Origin of the sequence: Pseudomonas sp. Irchel s3f19, assembly GCF_900187555.1 — a bacterium.
Lineage (GTDB): Bacteria > Pseudomonadota > Gammaproteobacteria > Pseudomonadales > Pseudomonadaceae > Aquipseudomonas > Aquipseudomonas capeferrum.
Genome location: NZ_FYDW01000004.1, coordinates 238710 through 262030, shown reverse-complemented (window position 1 = coordinate 262030; position 23321 = coordinate 238710). Strand labels below are relative to the sequence as shown.

The following is a 23321-nucleotide window of genomic DNA, read 5'->3' as shown; positions in this document are numbered from 1 at the left end:
CTGAATCAGACTCTTCCATTACTCTTGAGCGTCTCCTGCTCCAGCGCCCCGAGGATCCTCATGCAATTCAAGCCAGCCGTTACCGCTCTGGTTTCCGCCGTCGCCCTGGCAACTCTGCTCAGTGGCTGCAAGAAAGAAGAAGCAGCGCCTGCCGCGCAGGCTCCTCAGGTCGGCGTCGTGACCATTCAGCCGCAAGCCTTCACCCTGACCTCGGAATTGCCGGGGCGCACCAGTGCCTACCGGGTTGCCGAAGTGCGACCACAGGTCAATGGCATCATTCTCAAGCGCCTCTTCAAGGAAGGCAGCGACGTCAAGGAAGGCCAGCAGCTGTACCAGATCGACCCTGCCGTCTACGAGGCCAACCTGGCCAATGCCCAGGCCAACCTGCAGGCCACCCGCTCGCTGGCCGAGCGCTACAAGCAGCTGATCGATGAACAGGCTGTGTCCAAGCAGGAATACGACGACGCCAATGCCAAACGATTGCAGGCAGAGGCTGCACTTAAGAGTGCCCAGATCGACCTGCGCTACACCAAAGTCCTGGCACCGATCAGCGGCCGTATCGGCCGTTCCGCGTTTACCGAAGGCGCGCTGGTGAGCAATGGTCAGACCAACGCCATGGCCACCATCCAGCAACTCGACCCGGTCTACGTCGACGTCACCCAGTCCACCGCCGAGCTGCTCAAGCTGCGCCGTGACCTGGAAAGCGGCCAGTTGCAAAAGGCCGGCGAAAACGCCGCCTCGGTGCAACTGGTGCTCGAAGACGGCAGCCTGTTCAAGCAGCAAGGCCGCCTGGAGTTCTCCGAAGTCTCGGTCGACGAGACCACAGGCTCGGTGACCCTGCGTGCGATCTTCCCGAACCCAGACCACACCCTGCTGCCAGGCATGTTCGTGCATGCCCGCCTGCGCGCCGGGGTCAACGCCAACGCCATCCTGGCCCCACAGCAGGGCGTGACCCGCGACCTCAAGGGCGCGCCGACCGCACTGGTAGTCAACCAGGAAAACAAGGTCGAACTGCGCCAGCTCAAGGCCAGCCGTACCCTGGGCAGTGACTGGCTGATCGAGGAAGGCCTGAACCCGGGCGATCGCCTGATCACCGAAGGGCTGCAATACGTGCGTCCGGGCGTCGAGGTCAAGGTCAGCGAAGCCACCAACGTCAACAAGCCGGCCAGCCCTGATCAGGCCAACGCGGCGAAAGCAGACGCCAAAGCGGAGTAAACCATGTCGAAGTTCTTTATCGATCGCCCGATCTTCGCCTGGGTGATCGCCTTGGTGATCATGCTGGTCGGGGCCCTGTCGATCCTGAAGTTGCCGATCAACCAGTACCCAAGCATCGCGCCACCGGCCATCGCCATCGCCGTGACCTACCCGGGCGCCTCGGCGCAGACGGTGCAGGACACCGTGGTGCAGGTCATCGAGCAGCAGCTCAACGGTATCGACAACCTGCGTTATGTGTCTTCGGAAAGTAACTCCGACGGCAGCATGACCATCACCGCTACCTTCGAGCAAGGCACCAACGCCGACACCGCGCAGGTTCAGGTTCAGAACAAGCTGAACCTGGCCACCCCGCTGTTGCCGCAGGAAGTGCAGCAACAGGGTATCCGTGTCACCAAGGCAGTGAAAAACTTCCTGTTGGTGATCGGCCTGGTGTCCGAAGATGGCAGCATGACCAAGGACGACTTGGCCAACTACATCGTCTCGAACATGCAGGACCCGGTTTCGCGGACCGCCGGCGTGGGTGACTTCCAGGTGTTCGGTGCCCAGTACGCCATGCGTATCTGGCTCGATCCGGCCAAGCTGAACAAGTTCCAGCTGACCCCGGTCGACGTGAAGACTGCGGTCGCTGCGCAGAACGTGCAGGTATCGTCCGGCCAGCTCGGCGGCTTGCCTGCCCTGCCGGGTACCCAGCTGAACGCCACCATCATCGGCAAGACCCGTCTGCAGACCGCCGAGCAGTTCGAAAAGATCCTGCTCAAGGTCAACAACGACGGTTCCCAGGTACGCCTGGGTGATGTCGCCGAGGTTGGCCTTGGCGGCGAGAACTACGCGGTCAGTGCCCAGTTCAACGGCAAACCGGCTTCGGGCCTGGCGGTCAAGCTGGCCACCGGCGCCAACGCCCTGGACACTGCCAAGGCGCTGCGCCAGACCATCAGCGACCTCGAGCCGTTCTTCCCGCCGGGCGTGAAGGCCGTGTTCCCGTATGACACCACGCCAGTGGTCACCGAATCGATCAGTGGGGTGATCCACACCCTGATCGAAGCCGTGGTCCTGGTGTTCCTGGTGATGTACCTTTTCCTGCAGAACTTCCGCGCTACCATCATCACCACCATGACCGTACCGGTGGTGTTGCTGGGTACCTTCGGCATCCTTGCCGCTGCGGGCTTCAGCATCAACACCCTGACCATGTTCGCCATGGTCCTGGCCATCGGCTTGCTGGTGGACGACGCCATCGTCGTGGTGGAGAACGTCGAGCGGGTGATGTCCGAGGAGGGCTTGCCACCCAAGGAAGCCACCAAGCGTTCCATGGAGCAGATCCAGGGTGCCCTGGTGGGTATCGCCCTGGTGCTGTCGGCGGTACTGCTGCCCATGGCCTTCTTCGGCGGTTCCACTGGGGTGATCTACCGCCAGTTCTCCATCACCATCGTCTCGGCCATGGGCCTGTCGGTGCTGGTGGCACTGATCTTCACCCCGGCACTGTGCGCAACCATGCTCAAGCCGCTGAAGAAGGGCGAGCACCACACCGCCAAAGGTGGTTTCTTCGGCTGGTTCAACCGCAACTTCGACCGCAGCGTAAACGGCTACGAGCGCAGCGTGGGCACCATCCTGCGCAACAAGGTGCCCTTCCTGCTGGGCTACGCACTGATCGTGGTTGGCATGATCTGGCTGTTCACCCGCATCCCGACGGCGTTCCTGCCTGAAGAAGACCAAGGCGTGTTGTTTGCCCAGGTGCAGACCCCGGCAGGCTCCAGTGCCGAACGCACCCAAGTGGTGGTCGACCAGATGCGCGAGTACCTGCTCAAGGACGAAGCCGATACCGTTTCGTCGGTGTTCACCGTCAACGGCTTCAACTTTGCCGGCCGCGGCCAAAGCTCGGGCATGGCGTTCATCATGCTCAAGCCGTGGGGCGAGCGCTCCCAGGAGAACAGTGTGTTCGCCCTGGCCCAGCGTGCGCAGCAGCACTTCTTCACCTTCCGCGATGCGATGGTGTTCGCCTTCGCCCCGCCTGCGGTACTCGAACTGGGTAACGCCACCGGCTTCGACGTGTTCCTCCAGGACCGCGGCGGCGTCGGCCATGCAAAACTCATGGAAGCACGCAACCAGTTCCTGGCCAAGGCTGCACAGAGCAAGATACTCAGTGCCGTGCGCCCTAACGGCCTGAACGATGAACCGCAGTACCAGCTGACCATTGATGACGAACGTGCCAGCGCCCTGGGCGTGACCATCGCCGACATCAACAACACCCTGTCGATTGCCTTGGGTGCCAGCTACGTCAACGACTTCATCGACCGTGGCCGGGTCAAGAAGGTGTACATCCAGGGTGAACCCAATGCCCGGATGAGCCCGGAAGACCTGCAGAAGTGGTACGTACGCAACGGTAAGGGCGAGATGGTGCCGTTCTCTTCCTTCGCCAAGGGCGAATGGACCTACGGCTCGCCGAAGCTGTCCCGTTACAACGGCGTCGAGGCGATGGAAATCCTTGGTGCGCCAGCGCCGGGCTACAGTACCGGTGAGGCCATGGCTGAAGTGGAACGCATCGCTGGCGAGCTGCCGGACGGTATCGGCTTCTCCTGGACGGGCATGTCCTACGAGGAAAAACTCTCCGGCTCGCAGATGCCGGCACTGTTCGCCCTCTCGATTCTGTTCGTGTTCCTGTGCCTGGCAGCGTTGTACGAAAGCTGGTCGATCCCGATCGCGGTCGTGCTGGTGGTACCGCTGGGTATCATCGGTGCCCTGATCGCCGCCAGCCTGCGCGGTTTGTCCAACGACGTGTACTTCCTGGTCGGCCTGTTGACCACCATCGGCCTGGCGGCGAAGAACGCGATCCTGATCGTCGAGTTCGCCAAAGAGCTGCACGAGCAGGGCCGCAGCCTGTACGACGCTGCGATCGAGGCGTGCCGCATGCGTCTGCGCCCGATCATCATGACCTCGCTGGCGTTCATCCTCGGCGTGGTACCGTTGACCATCGCCAGCGGCGCAGGCGCCGGCAGCCAGCATGCGATCGGCACCGGCGTGATCGGCGGCATGATCAGTGCGACCGTGCTGGCAATCTTCTGGGTACCGCTATTCTTCGTCGCAGTGTCGTCGATGTTTGGCAGCAAAGAGCCGAAAAAAGACGACACCCCTGAAACTCCACGTTATGAGGCTGGGCAATGACCAAGTCTTTGTTGTCCCTGGCGGTAACCGCTTTCATTCTTGGCGGTTGCTCGCTGATCCCTGATTACCAGACCCCGGAAGCGCCGGTGGCAGCGCAGTGGCCGCAAGGCCCTGCGTATTCGCCGACCCAATCGGCAGACGTTGCTGCCGCCGAACAGGGCTGGCGCCAGTTCTTCCACGACCCGGCGCTGCAGCAGCTGATTCAGACCTCGCTGGTGAACAACCGCGACCTGCGTGTCGCGGCGCTGAACATCGACGCCTACCGCGCGCAGTACCGCATCCAGCGGGCCGACCTGTTCCCGGCGGTTTCGGCCACTGGCAGCGGCAGCCGCCAGCGGGTACCGGCAGACATGTCGCAGACCGGCCAAGCCGGTATCACCAGCCAGTACTCGGCCACTCTCGGCGTCAGTGCCTATGAGCTGGACCTTTTCGGCCGTGTGCGCAGCCTTAGCGAGCAAGCGCTGGAAACCTACCTGTCCAGTGAACAGGCACGGCGCTCCACGCAGATCGCCCTGGTGGCCAGCGTGGCCAACGCCTACTACACCTGGCAGGCGGATCAGGCGTTGTTCAAGCTGACCGAAGACACCCTGAAGACCTACCAGGAAAGCTACAACCTGACCCGTCGCAGCAATGAAGTCGGTGTCGCCTCGGCGCTCGACCTCAGCCAGGCACGCACCGCCGTGGAAGGCGCGCGGGTCAAGTACTCGCAGTACCAGCGCCTGGTTGCCCAGGACCTCAACAGCCTGACTGTGCTGCTGGGTACCGGCGTACCGGCCAACCTGCCCCAGCCGCTGGAGCTGAACGCCGACCAGCTGGCCGAAGTACCGGCCGGCCTGCCGTCGGACATCCTTCAGCGTCGCCCGGACATCCAGGAAGCCGAGCACCTGCTCAAGGCCGCCAACGCCAACATCGGCGCGGCCCGTGCAGCGTTCTTCCCGAGCATCAGCCTGACCGCCAACGCCGGCACCTTGAGTACCGACATGGACGGCCTGTTCAAAGGCGGTTCGGGCACCTGGTTGTTCCAGCCGCAGATCAACCTGCCGATCTTCAACGCCGGCAGCCTGAAGGCCAGCCTGGACTACTCGAAGATCCAGAAGGACATCAACGTCGCCAAGTACGAGAAGACCATCCAGACCGCCTTCCAGGAAGTCTCCGATGGCCTGGCGGCGCGCAAGACCTTCGAAGAGCAGTTGCAGGCCCAGCGTGACCTGGTGCAGGCCAACCAGGACTACTACCGCCTGGCCGAGCGTCGCTACCGTATCGGTATCGACAGCAACCTGACCTTCCTCGACGCCCAACGTAACCTGTTCAGCGCCCAGCAGGCACTGATCGGTGATCGCCTGTCGCAGCTGACCAGCGAGGTCAACCTGTACAAGGCGCTCGGCGGCGGCTGGTACGAGCAGACCGGGCAGGCCAATCAGCAGGCTTCGGTGGCAACACCGAAAGGCTGAATGCCCTGGTAGCAACATCAAGCCCACCCTCGCGGTGGGCTTTTTGTTGTCGCTTGCCTGGGCAGGCAAACAATTAACCATCTGGAACATTCCGTTCGATTATCGCCCCATACCGTCTGCGACGAATTGCCTCGCCCCTTCCCTTCCCCGCACCATCCGCTCACGCAACGTTGCCCACGTTCATCAAAGACCCGCACCTGCAGGCCGCATCCTGCAGCGCAACGGCTCGCCCATAAAAACAAGAGATCCACGACAGATGAGCACTTCGCATACCGCACGCCAGCTGCTGCCCGGCCTGTTGGCCATGTCCTGCACCCTCCCCGCGTTTGCTGCGGACGGCGGCTTCATGGAAGACGCCAAGGCCACCCTCAACCTGCGCAACTTCTACATCAACCGCAACTTCGTCGACCCAGCCCACCCCCAGAGCAAGGCCGAGGAATGGACCCAGAGCTTCATCCTCGATGCCCGCTCCGGCTTCACCCAGGGCACCGTGGGTTTCGGCGTGGATGTGTTGGGCATGTACTCGGTCAAGCTCGATGGCGGCAGAGGCACCACCAACACCCACCTGTTGCCGGTGCACGATGACGGCCGTCCCGCAGACGATTTCGGCCGCCTGGGCGTGGCCCTGAAAGCCAAGCTCTCGCAGACCGAACTGAAGGTCGGCGAATGGATGCCAGTGCTGCCGATCCTGCGTTCGGACGATGGCCGCTCGCTGCCACAGACCTTCCGCGGCGGCCAGCTCACCTCCAAGGAAATCGACGGCCTGACCCTGTACGCCGGCCAGTTCCGCGGCAACAGCCCACGCAACGACGCCAGCATGGAAGACATGTCGCTCAATGGCCGTGCAGCCTTCACCTCGGACCGCTTCAACTTCGGCGGCGGTGAATACACCTTCAACGACAAGCGCACGATGATTGGGCTGTGGGATGCCCAACTCAAGGACATCTACCGCCAGCAGTACCTCAACCTGGTACACAGCCAGCCACTGGGCGACTGGACCCTGGGCGCCAACCTCGGCTACTTCATCGGCAAGGAAGACGGCGCCGAGCGCGCTGGGGAACTGGATAACCGCACCGCCTCGGCACTGCTTTCGGCACGCTACCAAGGCCATACCTTCTACGTCGGCCTGCAAAAGGTCAGTGGCGATGACGCCTGGCTGCGGGTCAACGGCACCAGCGGCGGCACCTTGGCCAACGACAGCTACAACGCCAGCTTCGACAATGCCAAGGAGCGTTCCTGGCAGGTGCGCCATGACTTCAACTTCGCCACCGTCGGGGTACCGGGGCTGACCTTGATGAACCGCTATATCAAGGGTGACAACGTGACGGCGGGTGGCGTCGACGATGGCAAGGAATGGGCACGGGAGACCGAGTTGGCCTACGTGGTGCAGTCGGGGTCGTTCAAGGACCTGTCGGTGAAGTGGCGCAACTCCACCATGCGCCGGGATTTCAGCACCAATGCGTTCGATGAGAACCGACTGATTGTGAGTTACCCGTTGAATCTGCTGTGATCTGGCCACCCTCGTCGCAGTCAAACCCGTGACGAGGGTTTAAATAACAAAAAAGAATAACTAACGAAATAAACCATCTTTGACGACATATGCGGTAACCGCTTAAATCGACGTCTGTTCCCCGCCCTAGAGCCTCACCATGGACCTTCGTCAACTGCGCTATTTCATTGCACTCAACGAGTACCGCAGTTTCGTCCGCGCCGCCGAGGCCATGGGCATCACCCAGCCTGCCTTCAGCCGCGCCATCCAGGGCCTGGAACAAACCTTCGGCTGCCCCTTGGTCGACCGTGCCAGCAAAGCGCTGCCGCCCACCCCTGAAGGCTTGGTGGTACTGCAGCACGCCCGCCGCCTGGTACAAGGTGCCGCGCAACTGAGCAACGAAGTGCTGCAGATGACCAAGCTCGATGCCGGAGAGTTGCACTTTGGCAGCGGCCCGGCCCTGGCCGTGCGCCTGGTCCCCGAAGCCTTGCGCCACTTCATCGACAGCCACCCGGGGATCCGCACCGCGTTGCTGGTGGACAATGCCGAACGCCTTGGCCAGGCACTGCGCCGTGAGCAGATCGAGTTTTTCGTCGACGACATCCGCCCCTTCGAGGCCGACCCCAACTTCCATACCGAGCCACTGTCGCCACGGCCCGGCCTGTTTTTCTGCCGCCCCGGCCACCCCTTGCTGGCCAAGGACAGCCTGTCGACCAACGACCTGTTCACCTACCCGCTGGCCAGCGCCCTGCTTGCACCTGGCGTGCGCAAGCGCCTGGCCAACCTGAGCGGGCGCAGCGACTTCACCCCACACCTGCAGACCGAGCACCTGGCGGTGTTGCGCAGCGTGGTGCAGGCCAGTGATGCAATCGGCACCGCCAGCGAGGAAGCCGTTGCCGAAGACCTGGCCGCCGGGCGCCTGGTGCGCCTGCACTGGCGCAACCTGCCGCCGGCACTGGAAGTGCTCAGCGTGCGCTGTGGCGTGGTCAGCCGCAGCGGCTATCGCTTGTCGCCGGCGGCGCGGGCCATGATCGAGACGCTGGTGGGGCTGGATGCGCCCCTGCGCAGTGCCGCCATTCGCTGAAATGATGAAGATGGTGCGTGCGGGCTATCCTGAGCTATATGGGGGCCTGTACCGGCAAAACAGGGAGGCACAACAATGAAAAACCTCGTCGAACACCTGAGCCAATACGCCAACTACCACCGCGACCCACGCAACATCGCCACTCATTTCGTCGGCATCCCACTGATCGTGCTGGCCGTGACCAACCTGCTGTCGCGCCCAGGCTGGGACGTTGCCGGTATCTGGCTATCCCCTGCCCTGCTCGCGGCGGCGGTTTCGGTGTGGTTCTACCTGCGCCTGGACCTGCGCTTCGGGCTGGTCATGGGGCTGCTGCTGGGTCTGTGCCTGTGGCTTGGCCAGGTACTGGCGGTACAAAGCACCGGGCTGTGGCTCGGTGCGGGGCTGGGGGCGTTCGTGGTGGGCTGGATCATCCAGTTCGTCGGCCACTATTACGAAGGCCGCAAGCCGGCGTTCGTCGACGATATCAGCGGGCTGATCATCGGGCCCCTGTTCGTGGTGGCGGAAGCGGCATTCATGCTGGGGTTGTGCCCAGCGCTCAAGCAAGCCGTAGAGGCCAATGCCGGCCCAGTGGCCCTGCGGTCGTCGTAGGAGCGGCCTTGCGTCGCGAAAGGGCTGCGCAGCGGCCCCTCGATTTCAGCGTCGCCGCACATATCCGGGGCCGCTGCGCGCCCCTTTCGCGACGCAAGGCCGCTCCTACCAAGAGCCCGTGAGGCTTAAGAGCGCGACTCGACGCCCAGCTCATCCCACACCGATTCCGCCAGGTGGAAGGTGGCGTTGGCCGCCGGGATGCCGCAGTAGATCGCGCTCTGCATCAGCACTTCCTTGATCTCGTCACGGGTCACGCCGTTGTTGGCAGCGGCCCGCAGGTGCAGCTTGAGCTCGTCGTTGCGGTTCATGCCGATCAGCATGGCGATGGTGATCAGGCTGCGGGTGTGACGCGGCAGGCCGGGGCGAGTCCAGATATCACCCCAGGCATGGCGGGTGATCATCTCCTGGAACTCGCCATTGAAGTCGTTGAGCTTCTCCAGGCTGCGGTCCACGTGCGCATCGCCAAGCACCGCGCGGCGCACCTGCATGCCTGCGTCGTAGCGTTGTTTCTCATCCATGGCGTTATCCTCAGTGAGCCAGCAGGAAGTCGAGCACTCGGCGGCTGAAGCGCTCGCCAATCTCGACGTTGGACAGGTGCGCAGCCGGGAAGTCGACATAGTCGGCGCCCTGGATGGCAGCCTGCATGAAGCGGCCATGCTCAGGGGTGGTCACCACGTCTTCGGTACCGGCAACGATCAAGGTCGGCACCTGGATACGCTGCACGTGCTCGCGGTAGTCGGCGTCGCGCACCGCAGCGCAGTTGGCTGCATAGCCCTCAGGCGTGGTCTGCGCCAGCATCTGGCAGATACGCTGGGCCTGCTCGGGCTGCGTCTGGGCGAAGCCTGGGGTAAACCAGCGCGCAATGGAGGCATCGCGCAGGGCAAACATGGCCTGCTGGCCGCCCTTGAGCACGGTGTCGATGCGCGGGTTCCAGACCTCGTCACTGCCGATCTTGGCCGCGGTGTTGCACAGGGTAAGGCTGTGCAGGCGCTCGCCTGCGTTGATCCCCAGCCACTGGCCGATCAGGCCGCCCATCGACAGCCCGACGAAGTGCGCTTTCTGGATGTCCAGGCCATCGAGCAGGGCAAGCACATCGCGGCCCAATTGCTCGATGCTGTAAGGGCCTGCGGTGACCAGCGAGGCGCCATGGCCGCGGGTGTCATAACGCAACACGCGCAAGTGCTCGCTCCACAGCGGAATCTGCGTGTCCCACATACCCAGATCGGTACCCAAGGAATTGGACAACACCAGCACCGGAGCATCCGCCGGGCCATCGATTTGATAGTTCAGTACGCCATCGGCCAGTTGCAAATGCGCCACAGCAGTCTCCTTCAGGCAGTGAAACGTTGATGTTCAGCCACGGCGCGCGCCACCCAGACGCGGGCCTGGCCGAGGTAATGGGCAGGGTCGAGCAAACGATCGAGTTCTTCCGCCGACAGTTCGGCGCTGACGTGCGGCTCGTCACCAAGCACCGCGCGCAGGTGGCGCTGCTCGGCGACGGCACGCTGGCAGCACTGCTCGAGCAGATGGTGGGCGCGGTCACGGCCCAGGCGCTGGGCCAGGACGATGCTGACGGCTTCGGCCAGCACCAGGCCCTGGGTCAGGTCGAGGTTGCGGCGCATGCGCTCGGCGTCCACCTGCATGCCTTCGGCGATCACCTGGGCCTGGCGCAGGGCGCCAGACACCAGGCAGCAGATATCCGGCAGGGTTTCCCATTCGGCATGCCACAGGCCGAGGCTGCGTTCATGTTCTTGAGGCATGGCGGCAAACAGCGTCGACACCAGGCCAGGCACACGGGTGGCGGCACCGATCAGCACGGCGGCGCCCACCGGGTTGCGCTTGTGCGGCATGGTTGACGAGCCACCTTTGCCCGGCGCGGAAGGCTCGAACACCTCGCCCGTCTCGGTCTGCATCAGCAGGCTGATATCGCGGCCGAATTTGCCCAGGCTGCCGGCGATCAGGCCCAATACCGAGGCAAATTCCACCAGGCGGTCGCGCTGGGTGTGCCAAGGCTGCTCAGGCAAGTGCAGCTTGAGCTGCTCGGCCAAGCCCTCGGCTACCGGCATGGCCTTGCTGCCCAATGCCGCCAGGCTGCCCGAAGCACCGCCAAACTGCAGGCACAGCAGGCGCGGGCGCAGCTCCTGCAGGCGTTGGCGATGGCGGGTCAGCGCGCCCAGCACACTGGCCAGCTTCATGCCCAGGGTGACCGGCGTGGCGTGCTGCAGCCAGGTGCGCCCCACCAGGGGCGTATCGGCATGCTGCAAGGCCTGGCGCGACAAGGTCTCGGCCAGTTGGCCAAGGTCCGCTTCGATGAGGTCGAGGGCATCGCGCAGTTGCAGTACCAGCCCGGTGTCCATGGCGTCCTGGCTGGTGGCGCCCAGGTGCACATAGCGCTCGGCCTCGGGTACGCCGCTGGCGATCACCTTGCCCAGCGCCTTCACCAGTGGGATGGCCGAGTTGCCAGCGCTGGCGATGGCATCCGCCAGGGCGCGGGTGTCGTAGCGCTCGGCCTTGCAGGCGGCCTCGATGGCCGCCACCGCGCTGTGCGGCACCAGCCCGGCGGCCGCTTCGGCGCGGGCCAGGGCAGCCTCGAAATCGAGCATGCCCTGCAGGCGGCCGCGGTCGGAGAAGATCTCGCGCATGGCCGGCGCGGTGAAGTAGGCATCGAACAGCTGGTTGTCCGCACGGTACGTCATTGCAGGTCCTTAATCGTCATGGTGCAGGTACGCGGCCTGCTTCGGCAGGCGCAGGCTGAACAGGAAGGCTATCGCCATCATGCCCGTCACGTACCAGTAAAAGGTGTTTTCCATGCCCAGCGTCTTCAGGCCCAGCGCCACGTATTCGGCTGACCCCCCGAACATCGCGTTGGCCACTGCATAGGCCAGGCCGACACCCAGCGCGCGCACCTGCGGCGGGAACATCTCCGCTTTTACCAGGCCGCTGATCGAGGTGTAGAAACTGACGATACACAAGGCCAGGCTGATCAGCACGAAGGCCAGGAACGGGCTGGTCACGGTCTTCAGCGCCATCAGCAGGGGCACGGTGAACAGCGTGCCCAAGGCGCCGAACAGCAGCATGGAATTACGCCGGCCAATCCGGTCGGACAACATGCCGAAGAACGGCTGCAGGATCATGAACAGGAACAGCGCGCCGGTCATCACGTAGCTGGCGTTCTTGGCGTTCATGCCGGCCGTATTGACCAGGTACTTCTGCATGTAGGTGGTGAAGGTGTAGAAAATCAGCGACCCGCCCGCGGTGTAACCCAGCACGGTGATGAACGCTGCGGTGTGGTTGCGGAACAGCCCGCTGATCGAACCGGCATCTTTGTCATTGCGGGTTTCGGCATTGCTGGTTTCGTGCAGCGAGCGGCGCAGCATCAGCGAGATCAGTGCGGCCACGGCGCCGACCACGAACGGAATGCGCCAGCCCCAGGCACGCAACTCGTCCTCTGTCAGCAGTTGCTGCAGGATCACCACCACCAGCACGGCCAGCAACTGGCCGCCGATCAAGGTCACGTACTGGAACGAGGCGAAGAAGCCGCGCTGGCCGCGCAGCGCCACTTCGCTCATGTAAGTGGCGGTGGTGCCGTACTCGCCACCCACCGAAAGGCCCTGGATCAGGCGGGCGAGCAACAGCAGCGCGGGTGCCCAGGTACCAATGCTGGCGTAGGTGGGCAGGCAGGCGATCATCAAGGACCCGGCGCACATCATCAGCACCGAGATCATCAGCGAGTTCTTGCGGCCATGGCGGTCGGCCAGGCGGCCGAAGATCCAGCCACCGATGGGGCGCATCAGGAAGCCCGCGGCAAACACGCCGGCGGTGTTGAGCAACTGTACGGTGGGGTCGTCGGAGGGGAAGAAGGCCGGGGCGAAGTAGATCGCGCAGAAGGCGTAGACGTAGAAGTCGAACCATTCCACCAGGTTGCCCGAAGAGGCACCGACGATAGCGAAGATGCGCTTGCTGCGCTCTTCGCCGGTGTAATAGGTTGAGGTCATGGTGGTTTTACTCCTGGAGGGTCCTAGGTAAGTCTAGACATACCTAGTAACACACTCGTTCCGCTCGCAGGCTGGCAATTGGCCTTGTGTCTTACAGTACCGGCCTCTTCGCGGGGCAAATCGAATCGCTGCACCGCCGCTCCCACAGAGAATGCGTGGTCCGCCGTGGGGGCAGCGGTGCGGCGATCCGACTTGCCCCACGAAGAGGCCGGTAGTGGTCAAACTCGTTCGATAGCCAGCGCCAAACCTTGGCCCACGCCCACGCACATGGTGGCCAGGCCTTTACGTCCGCCACTCTTCTCCAACTGATGCAGCGCCGTCAGCACCAAACGCGCACCGCTCATGCCCAGCGGGTGGCCTAGGGCAATCGCGCCGCCATTAGGGTTCACCTGCGGCGCATCGTCCGCCACACCCAGCTCGCGCAGCACCGCCAGGCCCTGGCTGGCAAACGCCTCGTTGAGCTCGATCACATCGAAATCAGCCACCGCCACGCCCAGGCGCTCGGTCAGCTTGCGCACCGCCGGTACCGGGCCGATGCCCATCACCCGTGGCGCCACACCGGCGCTGGCCATGCCCAGTACCCGGGCGCGTGGGGTCAGGCCATGTTTTTTTACCGCCTCGGCCGAGGCCAGAATCAACGCCGCCGCGCCATCGTTGACGCCCGACGCGTTGCCAGCGGTGACCGTCTTGTCCGGGCCATTGACCGGTTTGAGCTTGGTCAAGGCTTCAAGGGTGGTTTCCGGGCGCAGGTGCTCGTCGCGCTCGACCACGGTCTCGCCCTTCTTGTGGGCAATGCGCACCGGCACGATCTCTTCGGCAAAGAACCCAGCTGCCTGGGCCGCTGCGGCCTTCTGCTGGCTGCGCACGGCAAAGGCATCCTGGTCAGCGCGGGAGACCTGGTAATCGTCGGCAACGTTGTCGGCAGTTTCCGGCATCGAGTCCACGCCATACTGGCTTTTCATCAACGGGTTGATGAAGCGCCAGCCAATGGTGGTGTCCTCAAGCTTCATGTTGCGCGAGTAACCGCTCTCGGCCTTGCCCATGACAAAAGGCGCACGCGACATCGACTCGACACCACCGGCGATGGCCAGCTCCATTTCGCCACTGGCGATGGCGCGGAACGCCGTGCCGATGGCATCCATGCCCGATGCGCACAGGCGGTTGAGGGTCACGCCTGGGATGCTCTCGGGCAGGCCTGCCAACAGCAGCGCCATGCGCGCCACGTTGCGGTTATCTTCGCCAGCCTGGTTGGCGCAACCGAAGAACACTTCGTCGACTTGGTCCCACTGCACCGACGGGTTGCGCTCGATCAGCGCCTTCAGCGGCACAGCCGCCAGGTCATCGGCGCGCACGCCGGCCAGGGCGCCGCCGAAGCGCCCGATCGGGGTGCGGATGGCATCACAGATAAATACGTCACGCATGATTTTGGAGACTCCTGGTCAGGGTGCATCAGTGAGTTCAGATTAAGGAGGCTGGCAGGTCGGTGACAATCCGATAATCGACTATCCGTGCGATTATCGAACTATTTGTCACCCTGACCCTCCACTTTCCAGCGCTGCTCAGGTCGCGTCCGCGTGGCTGACCATCCCTTTCACAATCACCCCCACCGTTGCCAATGCAGCCGGCACCAGCAATGCCGTCAGCACCTGCTCGAAGTTCCAGCCCAGGCCCAGCAGCGTCGCCCCACTCCAGGCGCCGAGAATTGCGCCAAAGCGGCCGATGCCCAGCATCCACGAGACGCCCGTGGCACGCCCTTGGGTTGGGTAAAAGCGTGCTGCCAACGACGGCATCGCCGACTGGGCGCCGTTGACGCACATGCCTGCGATCAGCACCAAGGTGGCGAGCAAGGTGATGTTGCCCAGGCTCTGCCCAACGGCGTAGGCGAATACCCCGGCCAGCAGGTAGAAAATGCCGATGACCTTGTGCGGGTTGAAGCGGTCCATGGCCCAGCCCACGCCCACCGCACTCAGCACGCCACCGAACTGGAACAACGCGCCGATGAAGGCCGCCTCTTCCATGCTGGCACCACTGTCACGCATCAGCGTCGGCAGCCAGCTGGTCAGCAGGTAGACAATCACCAAGCCCATGAAATAGGTCAGCCACAACAGCATGGTGCCCAGCCCGTAGGTACCGGAGAAGATCACCGCAAACACGCTGCGCGCAGCCACCGCCTTCTGCTCCGGCACGCTGAAGCTGGCCGCCTGGGCCACCACCTGCGGCGCAATCGGCGCGAGGGTCTTGCGCACCTTGTCCGTGCCGCGGTTACGCACCACCAGGAACCGCGCCGACTCCGGCAGCCAGACCATCAGCACCACCGCCAGCAGCAGCGGCAGCACGCCACCGATCACCAGCAGGCTGTGCCAACCGTAGGCCGGGATCATCTTCGCGGAAATGAAGCCACCACCAGCCATGCCCAGGTTGAAACCACAGAACATGCTGGTCACCAGCAGCGACTTGAGGCGCTCAGGGGTGTACTCGGAAAGCAGCGTGGTGGCATTGGGCATGCCCGCGCCCAGCCCGAGCCCGGTCAAGAAGCGCAGGATCAGCAACTGATCGACATTGGTCGCGTAGGCTGAGGCCAGGCTGAAGCCGCCGAACACCAGCACCGCGCCAACCAGCACGCCCTTGCGCCCGAAACGGTCGGCCAGCGGCCCAGAGCCCAAGGCACCGAACACCATGCCGATCAACGCGGCACTCATGACCGGGCCGAGGCTGGCGCGGTCGATACCCCACTCCTGCGACAGGGCCGGGGCGATGAAGCCCATGGCGGCCGTATCCAGGCCATCGAGGAAGACAATCAGAAAGCACAGCAACACCACCCGCCATTGATAGCGGGACAGCGGCTGATCGTTGATGAACGACTGAACGTCGAGGCAACTGCCGACGTTGGTGTGTGGTTGGTTCATTGTTGTTATCCAGAATTAGGGCACAGCCATGCCACTGCACTCAGGGCGCAAGTACAGGGTTGGGTAATAGGATGATGGTGGCCTGCTTCAGCCTGGATACAACAGTACTGCGTGCGGGTGCGGCCGCAGCAGCGATGGGACAGCAGTCATGGTGTGTGCCTCTCGAGTTTTTCTTGTTCGGTCGGCACAGCCGACCGTTGCGAGAGACATTAATCAGCAGACGGGGCGGACGCAATTCGCTGGGAGCGACATTGTGCGTTTATCGAACAGGAAACGGCGGGCGTGTTCGATAATGGGGCATGCAGGGGGTTGCCCCCTGCGCGCGTCAACCAAACAACTGGTGGCAAAGATCCCGACTGGCCGCCAACAGGATCGGCAAGAAGCGCTGTTCCAGCTCGCTACGCGTTACCCGCCCGACATGGGTACTGACATTCAATGCTGCCAGCACCTGCCCCGACGCGTCATAGATCGGCACGGCAATGGAGCGTAGCCCTTGTTCCAGCTCCTGGTCCACTACGCACCAGCCCTGGGCACGCACTTGCTGGATGCAGGCAAACAACGATTCGGCATCATTCAAAGTGCGGCTGGTGCGCGCCTTGAGATCAGCCCGGTCCAGGTACTCGCGCAGGCTGGTGTCATCCATCGCCGCCAGCAGGATACGCCCCATCGACGTGCAATACGCCGGTAATCGCCCGCCTACCGACAGGTCGACCGAGATCAGCCGCTCCACGGTTGCCGAGCGGGCTATATAAAGGATGTCGTCGCCTTCAAGAGTGGCCATGTTGGCCGCCTCGTGCAGTTGGTCACTGATGCGGTCCAGGTACGGCTGGGCGGAAATCGCCAAGGGCGTCGACGAAAGGTACGCATGGCCCAATGTCAGCACCTTGGGCAACAGCGAATAGGTGCGCCCGTCGGTCGTCGCATACCCCAGCTTGATCAGCGTGTGCAGGCAGCGGCGTACCGCCGCACGAGGAATCTCGGTGCGGTGGCTGATCTGGGCGATGGTCAGGTGGCGCTTGCGCTCCTGGAACGCCTGAATCACCGCCAGCCCCCGGGCGAGCGAGGTCATGAAGTCCGGGTCGCCGGTAAACGCCTGAATACGCTTGGCCGGCGATGCCACGATCGGCGGCGCCAGCGCGGGGGCGGCAGGGCGTGCCGACTCTGGGTTGGCAGATTCGTTGGCCGGTGTTTCGTCGCTCATCGCTCACCTCAAAAAAATCGCTGGTTCGTGCGATTATCGAACGAACGGCCGATAATCGCAATTGACCGCTGACACTTTTGCTTATACCTTTCTCCTGCCACTTGTGGCTTCTTTGGAGAGACTGGTCAGGTACCCACCGTAGAAGTCCCAGGCAACGGCCTCGCCCTGTGCGAGGCCGTTTTTACTTCCCCTCCTCGCGTGTGCGTGGCAACGAACTTTTGCCCTTGCCGCCCTTCAAAGTTATACGCACGTCGTAAGACATTGCCGAATGAAACCGACAACTTCGACCGGCATTGTCAGGCCCGCATAAATACCCCTGTTCGAAGAAGGGTCGGTTGCTATAATCAATTTGGTTGAATGCCCGATGCTGGGGTAATGGAACACACCGCTGTAATCAGCACTTCGCTTCAACCCATGTGTGTGCAGGCCCTGTATGGCATCCCCGCAGCTTTCCATGTGCCGTCTTTGTATGCACAGGGGTACGCTGTACAGCAAACAACAACAGTCTTAACTCAACTTACTCAGGTACTACTGTGACGAAAGATGAACTGCGCGCAGAGCTCGAGCGCCAGGCTGAACGTTACAAGGATGTTTACGGTGGTGAAGTCACCACGTACGCCGCTCAACCGGACCCGGAGCGCAAACCGTGGCGCAAGCGTGCCAGCGTGCGCGACCAGGCGTTCAACCAGGAACTGGAAAAAATGGAAAAGGACCTGCGCAGCGACAAGCCCTGAGCGCCAGGTTCACGCCATCCGCGTCGTCGCCCGGCAAGCCCGGGCGCGGTCGATCTTTACCCAGAGGTCGTAGATGAAATGGAATTACACAAATTTCATACGACCGTTTGAATGAATGCCACGTCGCACGTTTTCCAGATATTTGCCGATTTTAGTGATATTTCTCGTTTTTTATCGGACAGTTCTTTGCCAGATAGCGCGGTATTGCGCTTGCTGGTCGCACCTGGATACCTGCCATCGGTCTGTCGCAGGTGCATCGATTGCCAAGGTTTTCTGGCATAATCGCGCCCCCCTATGACCGCCAGACAACCTTCATGATCGATTTATTCAGCGGACTGGATGCCTGGGTGTTGGTGAGCCTGCTGCTCGCCTTGACCTTCGTACTCGCCTTCGAGTTCATCAATGGCTTTCATGACACCGCCAACGCGGTAGCTACCGTCATCTATACCAAAGCCATGCCGCCGCACCTCGCCGTGTTCTTCTCCGGCGTGTTCAACTTCCTTGGCGTTCTGCTCGGTGGTGTCGGAGTGGCCTATGCCATCGTTCACCTGTTGCCGGTAGAGCTGCTGATCAATGTGAACACCGGACACGGCCTGGCCATGGTCTTCTCGCTGCTGGCTGCGGCCATCACCTGGAACCTGGGCACCTGGTACTTCGGTATCCCTGCGTCCAGCTCGCACACCCTGATCGGCTCGATCCTCGGTGTTGGCCTGGCCAATGCCCTGATCAACGACATCCCGCTGGGCGATGGCGTCAACTGGCAGAAGGCGATCGACATCGCCATGTCGCTGGTGGTCTCGCCAATGGCCGGCTTTGCCGTCGCGGCGCTGGTGCTGCTCGGCCTGAAATGGTGGCGCCCGCTGTCGAAGATGCACAAGACGCCCGAACAGCGTCGCAAGCTCGACGACAAGAAGCACCCTCCCTTCTGGAACCGCCTGGTACTGGTGATTTCGGCCATGGGCGTGAGCTTCGTGCACGGCTCCAACGATGGTCAGAAAGGTATCGGCCTGATCATGCTGGTGCTGATCGGTATCGTACCGGCCAAGTTCGTACTCGACCTGAACAGCACCACTTATCAGATCGAGCGCACCCGCGACGCCACCTTGCACATGAGCCAGTTCTACGAGCGCAACGCCGCCACCCTGGGTGAGTTCCTGGCACTGGGCAAGGCCAAGTCGACCGACCTGCCAGAGCAGTTCAGCTGCAACCCGCAGCAGACCGAGCCGACCATCGCGGCCCTGCAGGCTTCGCTCAAGGGTGTGACCGACTACCACACCCTGGAAGCCGACAAGCGCGTTGAAGTGCGCCGCTACCTGCTCTGCCTGGATGACACAGCGAAAAAGGTCGGCAAGCTGCCAGGCCTGGATGCCCGTGAAAAGGCCGACCTGGAGAAGCTGCGCAAAGACCTCACCGCCACCACTGAATATGCACCGTTCTGGGTGATCGTGGCCGTTGCCCTGGCTCTGGGCCTGGGCACCATGGTCGGCTGGAAGCGCGTGGTACTGACGGTTGGCGAGAAAATCGGCAAGCAGGGCATGACCTATGCCCAAGGCATGTCGGCGCAGATCACCGCAGCCTGCGCCATCGGCATGGCCAACGTGTTCAGCCTGCCGGTATCGACCACCCATGTGTTGTCATCCGGCGTCGCCGGCACCATGGTCGCCAACAAGAGCGGCCTGCAAGGCGGCACCGTGAAGACCATCCTGCTGGCCTGGGTACTGACCCTGCCAGCCTCGATGGGCTTGGCAGCTGGCCTGTTCTGGCTGGCGTCCAAGGCGATCGGCTGAGCGGTACCGCTGTAGAAAAAGGCGCCTTCGGGCGCCTTTTTCATGCGCCTCACTAGCGCTTCTTGCCACCCAGCAACGACCCCATCAACCCGCGCACCAACTGCCGCCCCAACTGATTGGCCGCTTGGCGCACCGCAGACTTGATCGCCTGCCCTGCCGCACTCTGCAAGAAGTCACCGGCCTTGTCGGCAAAGCTCTCCTCATCGGCCTTAGGCACGGGTGCAGGCTCCACAGGCTCGCCTTTGCGCTGGGTGAGCATTTCGTAGGCCGACTCACGGTCAACCGGCTTGTCATAGCGCCCAACCAGCGGCGACGAAGCAATCAATGCACTGCGCTCAGCGGCACTCAGTGGCCCAATGCGCGATTGCGGCGGTGCGATCAGCACCCGCTGCACCATCGCGGGCGTGCCCTTATCCTCCAGCGTACCCACCAAGGCCTCACCGATACCCAGCTCGGTCAGCACCGCCAGGCTGTCGAACGCGGGGTTGGGGCGAAAGCCATCGGCCACGGCCCGCAGCGACTTCTGCTCTTTGGCGGTGAATGCACGCAACCCATGCTGGATACGCAGGCCCAACTGGGCCAGCACCGCATCGGGCAGGTCGCCCGGCGACTGAGTGACGAAGTAGACGCCCACGCCCTTGGAGCGAATCAGCCTGACCACCTGCTCCAGGCGGTCCTGCAACGCCTTGGACGTGCCATTGAACAACAAGTGCGCTTCATCGAAGAACAGCGCCAATACCGGCTTGTCGGCATCGCCGCGCTCGGGCAACTGTTCGAACAACTCCGCCAACAGCCACAGCAGGAAGGTGGCATACACCTTCGGTGCCTCATGCACCAGCCGGCTGGCATCGAGCAAGTGGATACGCCCACGGCCGTCGCTGCCAGGGCGCAACAAGTCTTCGAGCTGCAACGCAGGCTCACCGAACAGCGCCTCGGCGCCTTGCTGTTCCAGGGTCGCCAGGCGACGCAGCAAGGCCTGGGTGGACGCGCTGGTCATCAACGCGCTGTCTTCACCCAGCATCTGCGGGTTGTCCTTCAGGTGCGCAAGCAGCGCCTTGAGGTCCTTGAGGTCGAGCAACAGCAAGCCTTCTCGGTCCGCCACCTTGAACGCTGCATACAAGGCCGCCTGCTGGCTGTCGGTCAGCTCAAGCAGGTTGCCCAGCAGCAGCGGCCCCATTTCGCTGAGGGTGGTGCGCAACGGGTGGCCGGACTCCCCGGCGATATCCCACAAGCTCACCGGGTAAGCCTGCGGTGCATGCCCCAACCACGGCATGCCGGCAATGCGCTCGGCCACCTTGCCCTGCGCCGCGCCCGCCGCGCCCAGGCCACACAGGTCGCCTTTGACGTCGGCCGCGAACACCGCCACGCCGGCATCACTGAACACTTCGGCAAGGTGCTGCAAGGTGACGGTCTTGCCGGTGCCGGTGGCCCCAGCGACCAGGCCGTGGCGGTTGGCGAGGCGCATGGCTTGATGGACAGGCTGGCCATCAAGGCCCGCTCCTACAACAATTTGCGAAGGATCTGACATCTTCTTTCATCCTCTTCTCAAGCTTTGCCGCGTATCGGCCGATACCTCGGGGTGATATTCGCCTAGAACACAGTAACAACCCAACTAGGACTTCCCGGGATGTTGCACTGTCTTGCAGATGTATTCGTGCGAACGCCCGATAAAACCTTAGCGGAACCGATTACACCATGAACAAAAGCCTTCGTTTCAGCCACAAGATTCTCGTGGCCGCGTCACTGATCGTGATGCTCGCCTTCAGCCTCTTCACCCTCTACAACGATTATCTCCAGCGTAATGCGATCAGGGAGGACCTGGAGAACTATCTGGCTGAAATGGGCGAGTCCACTTCGACCAATATTCGCAACCTGTTCGAAGGCCGTATCAAGCTGGTAGAGAACCTGGCACAGAACATTGCCCAGGCCCCCAACGACGCCGAAACCCTGATGGGGCAAAATGCCCTGATCACCAGCTTCCTCACGGTGTACCTGGGCAAGGTCGACGGTGGTTTCAGCGTGCGCCCGGACGCGAAGATGCCCGACGGCTACGACCCACGTACTCGCCCCTGGTACAAGGACGGCATGAACGCCTCCGGTGCAACCCTGACCGAGCCGTACATCGACATGACCACCAACAAGATGGTCATTGGCATCCTCAGCAAAGTCTCCAACAGCGTGGGCGTGGTCGGTGGCGACCTGGCCCTCGATGGCCTGGTCGAGATCATCAACTCGCTGAACTTCGGCGGCATGGGCTACGCGTTCCTGGTCAACGACCAAGGCAAGATCCTGGTTCACCCGGACAAGGACCTGGTGATGAAATCGCTGTCGGACCTGTTCCCGCAGCACACACCGACGCTGTCCGGTGAGCTGACAGAAGTCCAGGCCCAGGGCCAGACCCGCCTGCTGACCTTCACCCCGATCAAAGGCCTGCCGTCGGCCAACTGGTACATCGGCCTGTCGGTGGACAAGGACAAAGCCTTCTCCATGCTCAGCACCTTCCGCACCTCGGCGGTGATCGCCACGCTGGTTGCGGTGGTCATCATCATCGGCCTGCTCGGCCTGCTGATTCGCGTGCTGATGCAACCGCTGCTGACCATGACCCGCGCCATGGAAGACATCGCCGAAGGCGAAGGTGACCTGACCAAACGCCTGCGCATCCACAACCACGACGAGTTCGGCATCCTGGGCACCGCTTTCAACCGCTTCGTCGAGCGCATCCACGGCTCGATCCGCGAAGTGTCGTCGGCCACCGAACAGGTCAATGAAGTGGCCCTGCGCGTGATCAGCGCCTCGAACTCGTCGATGACCAACTCCGACGAGCAATCCAACCGCACCAACAGCGTCGCCGCCGCCATCAACGAACTGGGCGCCGCCGCCCAGGAAATCGCCGGTAACGCCGCCCAGGCTTCGCAACATGCCAGCTCCGCCCGCTTGCTGGCCGAAGAAGGCCAGCAAGTGGTGGAACGCAACATTGCGGCGATGAACCGGCTGTCCGACCTGATCGTCACCTCCAGTGCGCACATCGAGACGCTCAACAGCAAGACCGTCAACATCGGCCAGATTCTCGAAGTCATCACCAGCATCTCCCAGCAGACCAACCTGCTGGCCTTGAACGCGGCGATCGAAGCCGCCCGCGCCGGTGAAGCGGGGCGTGGCTTTGCCGTGGTCGCCGACGAAGTGCGCAACCTCGCGCACCGCACCCAGGAGTCGGCGCAGCAGGTGCAGACCATGATCGAAGAGTTGCAGGTTGGTGCCCGCGAGTCGGTCGACACCATGGGCCAGAGCCAGCGCCATAGCCAGGACAGCGTGCAGATCGCCAACCAGGCCGGCGAACGCCTGGACAGCGTGACCGTGCGCATCGGCGAGATCGACGGCATGAACCAGTCGGTGGCCACCGCCACCGAAGAACAGACCGCCGTGGTCGAGGCGATCAACATGGACATCAACGAGATCAACATGCTCAACCAGGAGGGCGTGGAGAACCTGCAGGCCACCCTGCGCGCCTGTTCGGACCTGGAGCAACAGGCTTCGCGCCTGAAACACCTGGTTGGCAGCTTCCGCATCTGACCCGCCTGCTTCGCGAGTGAACCCGCTCCCACTGCAACCTGATGGGAGCAGGTTCACCCCCAGCCAACCTCGATCGAACAAACTATCCTTCTGAAAGGTCAACCTTTAGGCGTGTCATCGCCGGCCCATTACGGCCGGATGACAG

At 62.9% G+C, this 23321-nt stretch carries 17 protein-coding genes and 1 pseudogene; 10 read left to right on the top strand and 8 right to left on the bottom strand.

The annotated features are described in order from the left end of the window. The first annotated feature begins 60 nt into the window (after positions 1 to 60). The 6 genes from ttgA (at position 61) to CKW22_RS13085 (ending at position 8983) form a co-directional block, all read left to right on the top strand. Entirely contained in the window at positions 61 to 1215 is a 1155-nt protein-coding gene (gene ttgA, locus CKW22_RS13110) for a toluene efflux RND transporter periplasmic adaptor subunit TtgA (protein ID WP_033702753.1), read from the top strand. Between the two features lie 3 nt (positions 1216 to 1218). After that, positions 1219 to 4371, top strand: coding sequence for a multidrug efflux RND transporter permease subunit TtgB (gene ttgB, locus CKW22_RS13105; protein WP_095064212.1), 3153 nt, complete (start codon positions 1219 to 1221; stop codon positions 4369 to 4371). Then, on the top strand, positions 4368 to 5822 hold the full coding sequence (locus CKW22_RS13100) for an AdeC/AdeK/OprM family multidrug efflux complex outer membrane factor (protein ID WP_033702755.1): 1455 nt from the start codon (positions 4368 to 4370) through the stop codon (positions 5820 to 5822). The genes ttgB and CKW22_RS13100 overlap by 4 nt, the downstream gene beginning before the upstream one ends. A gap of 256 nt (positions 5823 to 6078) precedes the next feature. Beyond that, positions 6079 to 7332, top strand: coding sequence for an OprD family porin (locus tag CKW22_RS13095; RefSeq protein WP_033702756.1), 1254 nt, complete (start codon positions 6079 to 6081; stop codon positions 7330 to 7332). A gap of 139 nt (positions 7333 to 7471) precedes the next feature. Further along, positions 7472 to 8395, top strand: a complete 924-nt coding sequence (locus tag CKW22_RS13090) for a LysR family transcriptional regulator (protein WP_047583969.1) — start codon at positions 7472 to 7474, stop codon at positions 8393 to 8395. Between the two features lie 75 nt (positions 8396 to 8470). Continuing rightward, positions 8471 to 8983 (top strand): DUF962 domain-containing protein, encoded by a 513-nt coding sequence (locus CKW22_RS13085; RefSeq protein WP_095064211.1) that lies wholly within the window; start codon positions 8471 to 8473, stop codon positions 8981 to 8983. 125 nt (positions 8984 to 9108) lie between these two features. On the opposite strand, the gene pcaC is transcribed toward CKW22_RS13085, so the two are convergent. The 7 genes from pcaC to pcaR form a co-directional block, all read right to left on the bottom strand. After that, the gene (gene pcaC, locus CKW22_RS13080; protein ID WP_047583944.1) at positions 9109 to 9501 is read right to left on the bottom strand and encodes a 4-carboxymuconolactone decarboxylase; all 393 of its coding nucleotides are present in this window, start codon (positions 9499 to 9501) and stop codon (positions 9109 to 9111) included. Positions 9502 to 9511: 10 nt separating this feature from the next. Next, on the bottom strand, positions 9512 to 10303 hold the full coding sequence (gene pcaD, locus CKW22_RS13075; RefSeq protein ID WP_095064210.1) for a 3-oxoadipate enol-lactonase: 792 nt from the start codon (positions 10301 to 10303) through the stop codon (positions 9512 to 9514). An 11-nt stretch (positions 10304 to 10314) separates the two neighbouring features. Further along, on the bottom strand, positions 10315 to 11679 hold the full coding sequence (locus tag CKW22_RS13070; RefSeq protein ID WP_033702761.1) for a 3-carboxy-cis,cis-muconate cycloisomerase: 1365 nt from the start codon (positions 11677 to 11679) through the stop codon (positions 10315 to 10317). A 9-nt stretch (positions 11680 to 11688) separates the two neighbouring features. Continuing rightward, positions 11689 to 12978, bottom strand: a complete 1290-nt coding sequence (locus tag CKW22_RS13065) for an MFS family transporter (RefSeq protein ID WP_033702762.1) — start codon at positions 12976 to 12978, stop codon at positions 11689 to 11691. A 218-nt stretch (positions 12979 to 13196) separates the two neighbouring features. Then, positions 13197 to 14402 carry a 3-oxoadipyl-CoA thiolase gene (gene pcaF / locus CKW22_RS13060; protein ID WP_177326516.1) on the bottom strand — a complete coding sequence of 402 codons (1206 nt, stop codon included), beginning with the start codon at positions 14400 to 14402 and terminating at the stop codon, positions 13197 to 13199. A 135-nt stretch (positions 14403 to 14537) separates the two neighbouring features. Continuing rightward, complete coding sequence (locus CKW22_RS13055; RefSeq protein WP_033702764.1) at positions 14538 to 15884, bottom strand: MFS transporter; 1347 nt, start codon at positions 15882 to 15884, stop codon at positions 14538 to 14540. 325 nt (positions 15885 to 16209) lie between these two features. Continuing rightward, positions 16210 to 17085 (bottom strand): pca regulon transcriptional regulator PcaR, encoded by an 876-nt coding sequence (pcaR, locus tag CKW22_RS13050; RefSeq protein WP_050506164.1) that lies wholly within the window; start codon positions 17083 to 17085, stop codon positions 16210 to 16212. A gap of 533 nt (positions 17086 to 17618) precedes the next feature. Here pcaR and CKW22_RS13040 point away from each other — a divergent pair. Continuing rightward, positions 17619 to 17819, top strand: a complete 201-nt coding sequence (locus CKW22_RS13040) for a hypothetical protein (RefSeq protein ID WP_033702765.1) — start codon at positions 17619 to 17621, stop codon at positions 17817 to 17819. 314 nt (positions 17820 to 18133) lie between these two features. Further along, positions 18134 to 19606, top strand: a complete 1473-nt coding sequence (locus CKW22_RS13035; protein ID WP_033702766.1) for an inorganic phosphate transporter — start codon at positions 18134 to 18136, stop codon at positions 19604 to 19606. Positions 19607 to 19658: 52 nt separating this feature from the next. Here the strand turns inward: CKW22_RS13035 and CKW22_RS13030 are convergent, their stop codons facing one another. Continuing rightward, complete coding sequence (locus tag CKW22_RS13030; protein ID WP_095064209.1) at positions 19659 to 21134, bottom strand: helicase HerA-like domain-containing protein; 1476 nt, start codon at positions 21132 to 21134, stop codon at positions 19659 to 19661. 167 nt (positions 21135 to 21301) lie between these two features. Between CKW22_RS13030 and CKW22_RS28145 the strand changes: the two are divergent. Together CKW22_RS28145 and CKW22_RS28140 are read left to right on the top strand one after the other, a co-directional pair. Beyond that, positions 21302 to 22318, top strand: a pseudogene (locus CKW22_RS28145) (cache domain-containing protein); the annotation flags it as partial. Between the two features lie 93 nt (positions 22319 to 22411). Further along, positions 22412 to 23176: a methyl-accepting chemotaxis protein gene (locus CKW22_RS28140; protein ID WP_371097681.1), complete on the top strand. Its 765-nt coding sequence runs from the start codon at positions 22412 to 22414 to the stop codon at positions 23174 to 23176. Positions 23177 to 23321 lie beyond the last annotated feature (145 nt).

Coding starts and splice junctions, on each gene's coding strand:
- CKW22_RS13085 (WP_095064211.1), top strand. CDS start 8,471: ATGAAAAACCTCGTCGAACACCTGAGCCAATACGCCAACTACCACCGC.
- pcaR (WP_050506164.1), bottom strand. CDS start 17,085: ATGAGCGACGAAACACCGGCCAACGAATCTGCCAACCCAGAGTCGGCA.
- ttgA (WP_033702753.1), top strand. CDS start 61: ATGCAATTCAAGCCAGCCGTTACCGCTCTGGTTTCCGCCGTCGCCCTG.
- pcaC (WP_047583944.1), bottom strand. CDS start 9,501: ATGGATGAGAAACAACGCTACGACGCAGGCATGCAGGTGCGCCGCGCG.
- ttgB (WP_095064212.1), top strand. CDS start 1,219: ATGTCGAAGTTCTTTATCGATCGCCCGATCTTCGCCTGGGTGATCGCC.
- CKW22_RS13030 (WP_095064209.1), bottom strand. CDS start 21,134: ATGTCAGATCCTTCGCAAATTGTTGTAGGAGCGGGCCTTGATGGCCAG.
- CKW22_RS13095 (WP_033702756.1), top strand. CDS start 6,079: ATGAGCACTTCGCATACCGCACGCCAGCTGCTGCCCGGCCTGTTGGCC.
- CKW22_RS13035 (WP_033702766.1), top strand. CDS start 18,134: ATGATCGATTTATTCAGCGGACTGGATGCCTGGGTGTTGGTGAGCCTG.
- CKW22_RS28140 (WP_371097681.1), top strand. CDS start 22,412: ATGACCAACTCCGACGAGCAATCCAACCGCACCAACAGCGTCGCCGCC.
- CKW22_RS13065 (WP_033702762.1), bottom strand. CDS start 12,978: ATGACCTCAACCTATTACACCGGCGAAGAGCGCAGCAAGCGCATCTTC.
- CKW22_RS13070 (WP_033702761.1), bottom strand. CDS start 11,679: ATGACGTACCGTGCGGACAACCAGCTGTTCGATGCCTACTTCACCGCG.
- CKW22_RS13100 (WP_033702755.1), top strand. CDS start 4,368: ATGACCAAGTCTTTGTTGTCCCTGGCGGTAACCGCTTTCATTCTTGGC.
- CKW22_RS13090 (WP_047583969.1), top strand. CDS start 7,472: ATGGACCTTCGTCAACTGCGCTATTTCATTGCACTCAACGAGTACCGC.
- CKW22_RS13055 (WP_033702764.1), bottom strand. CDS start 15,884: ATGAACCAACCACACACCAACGTCGGCAGTTGCCTCGACGTTCAGTCG.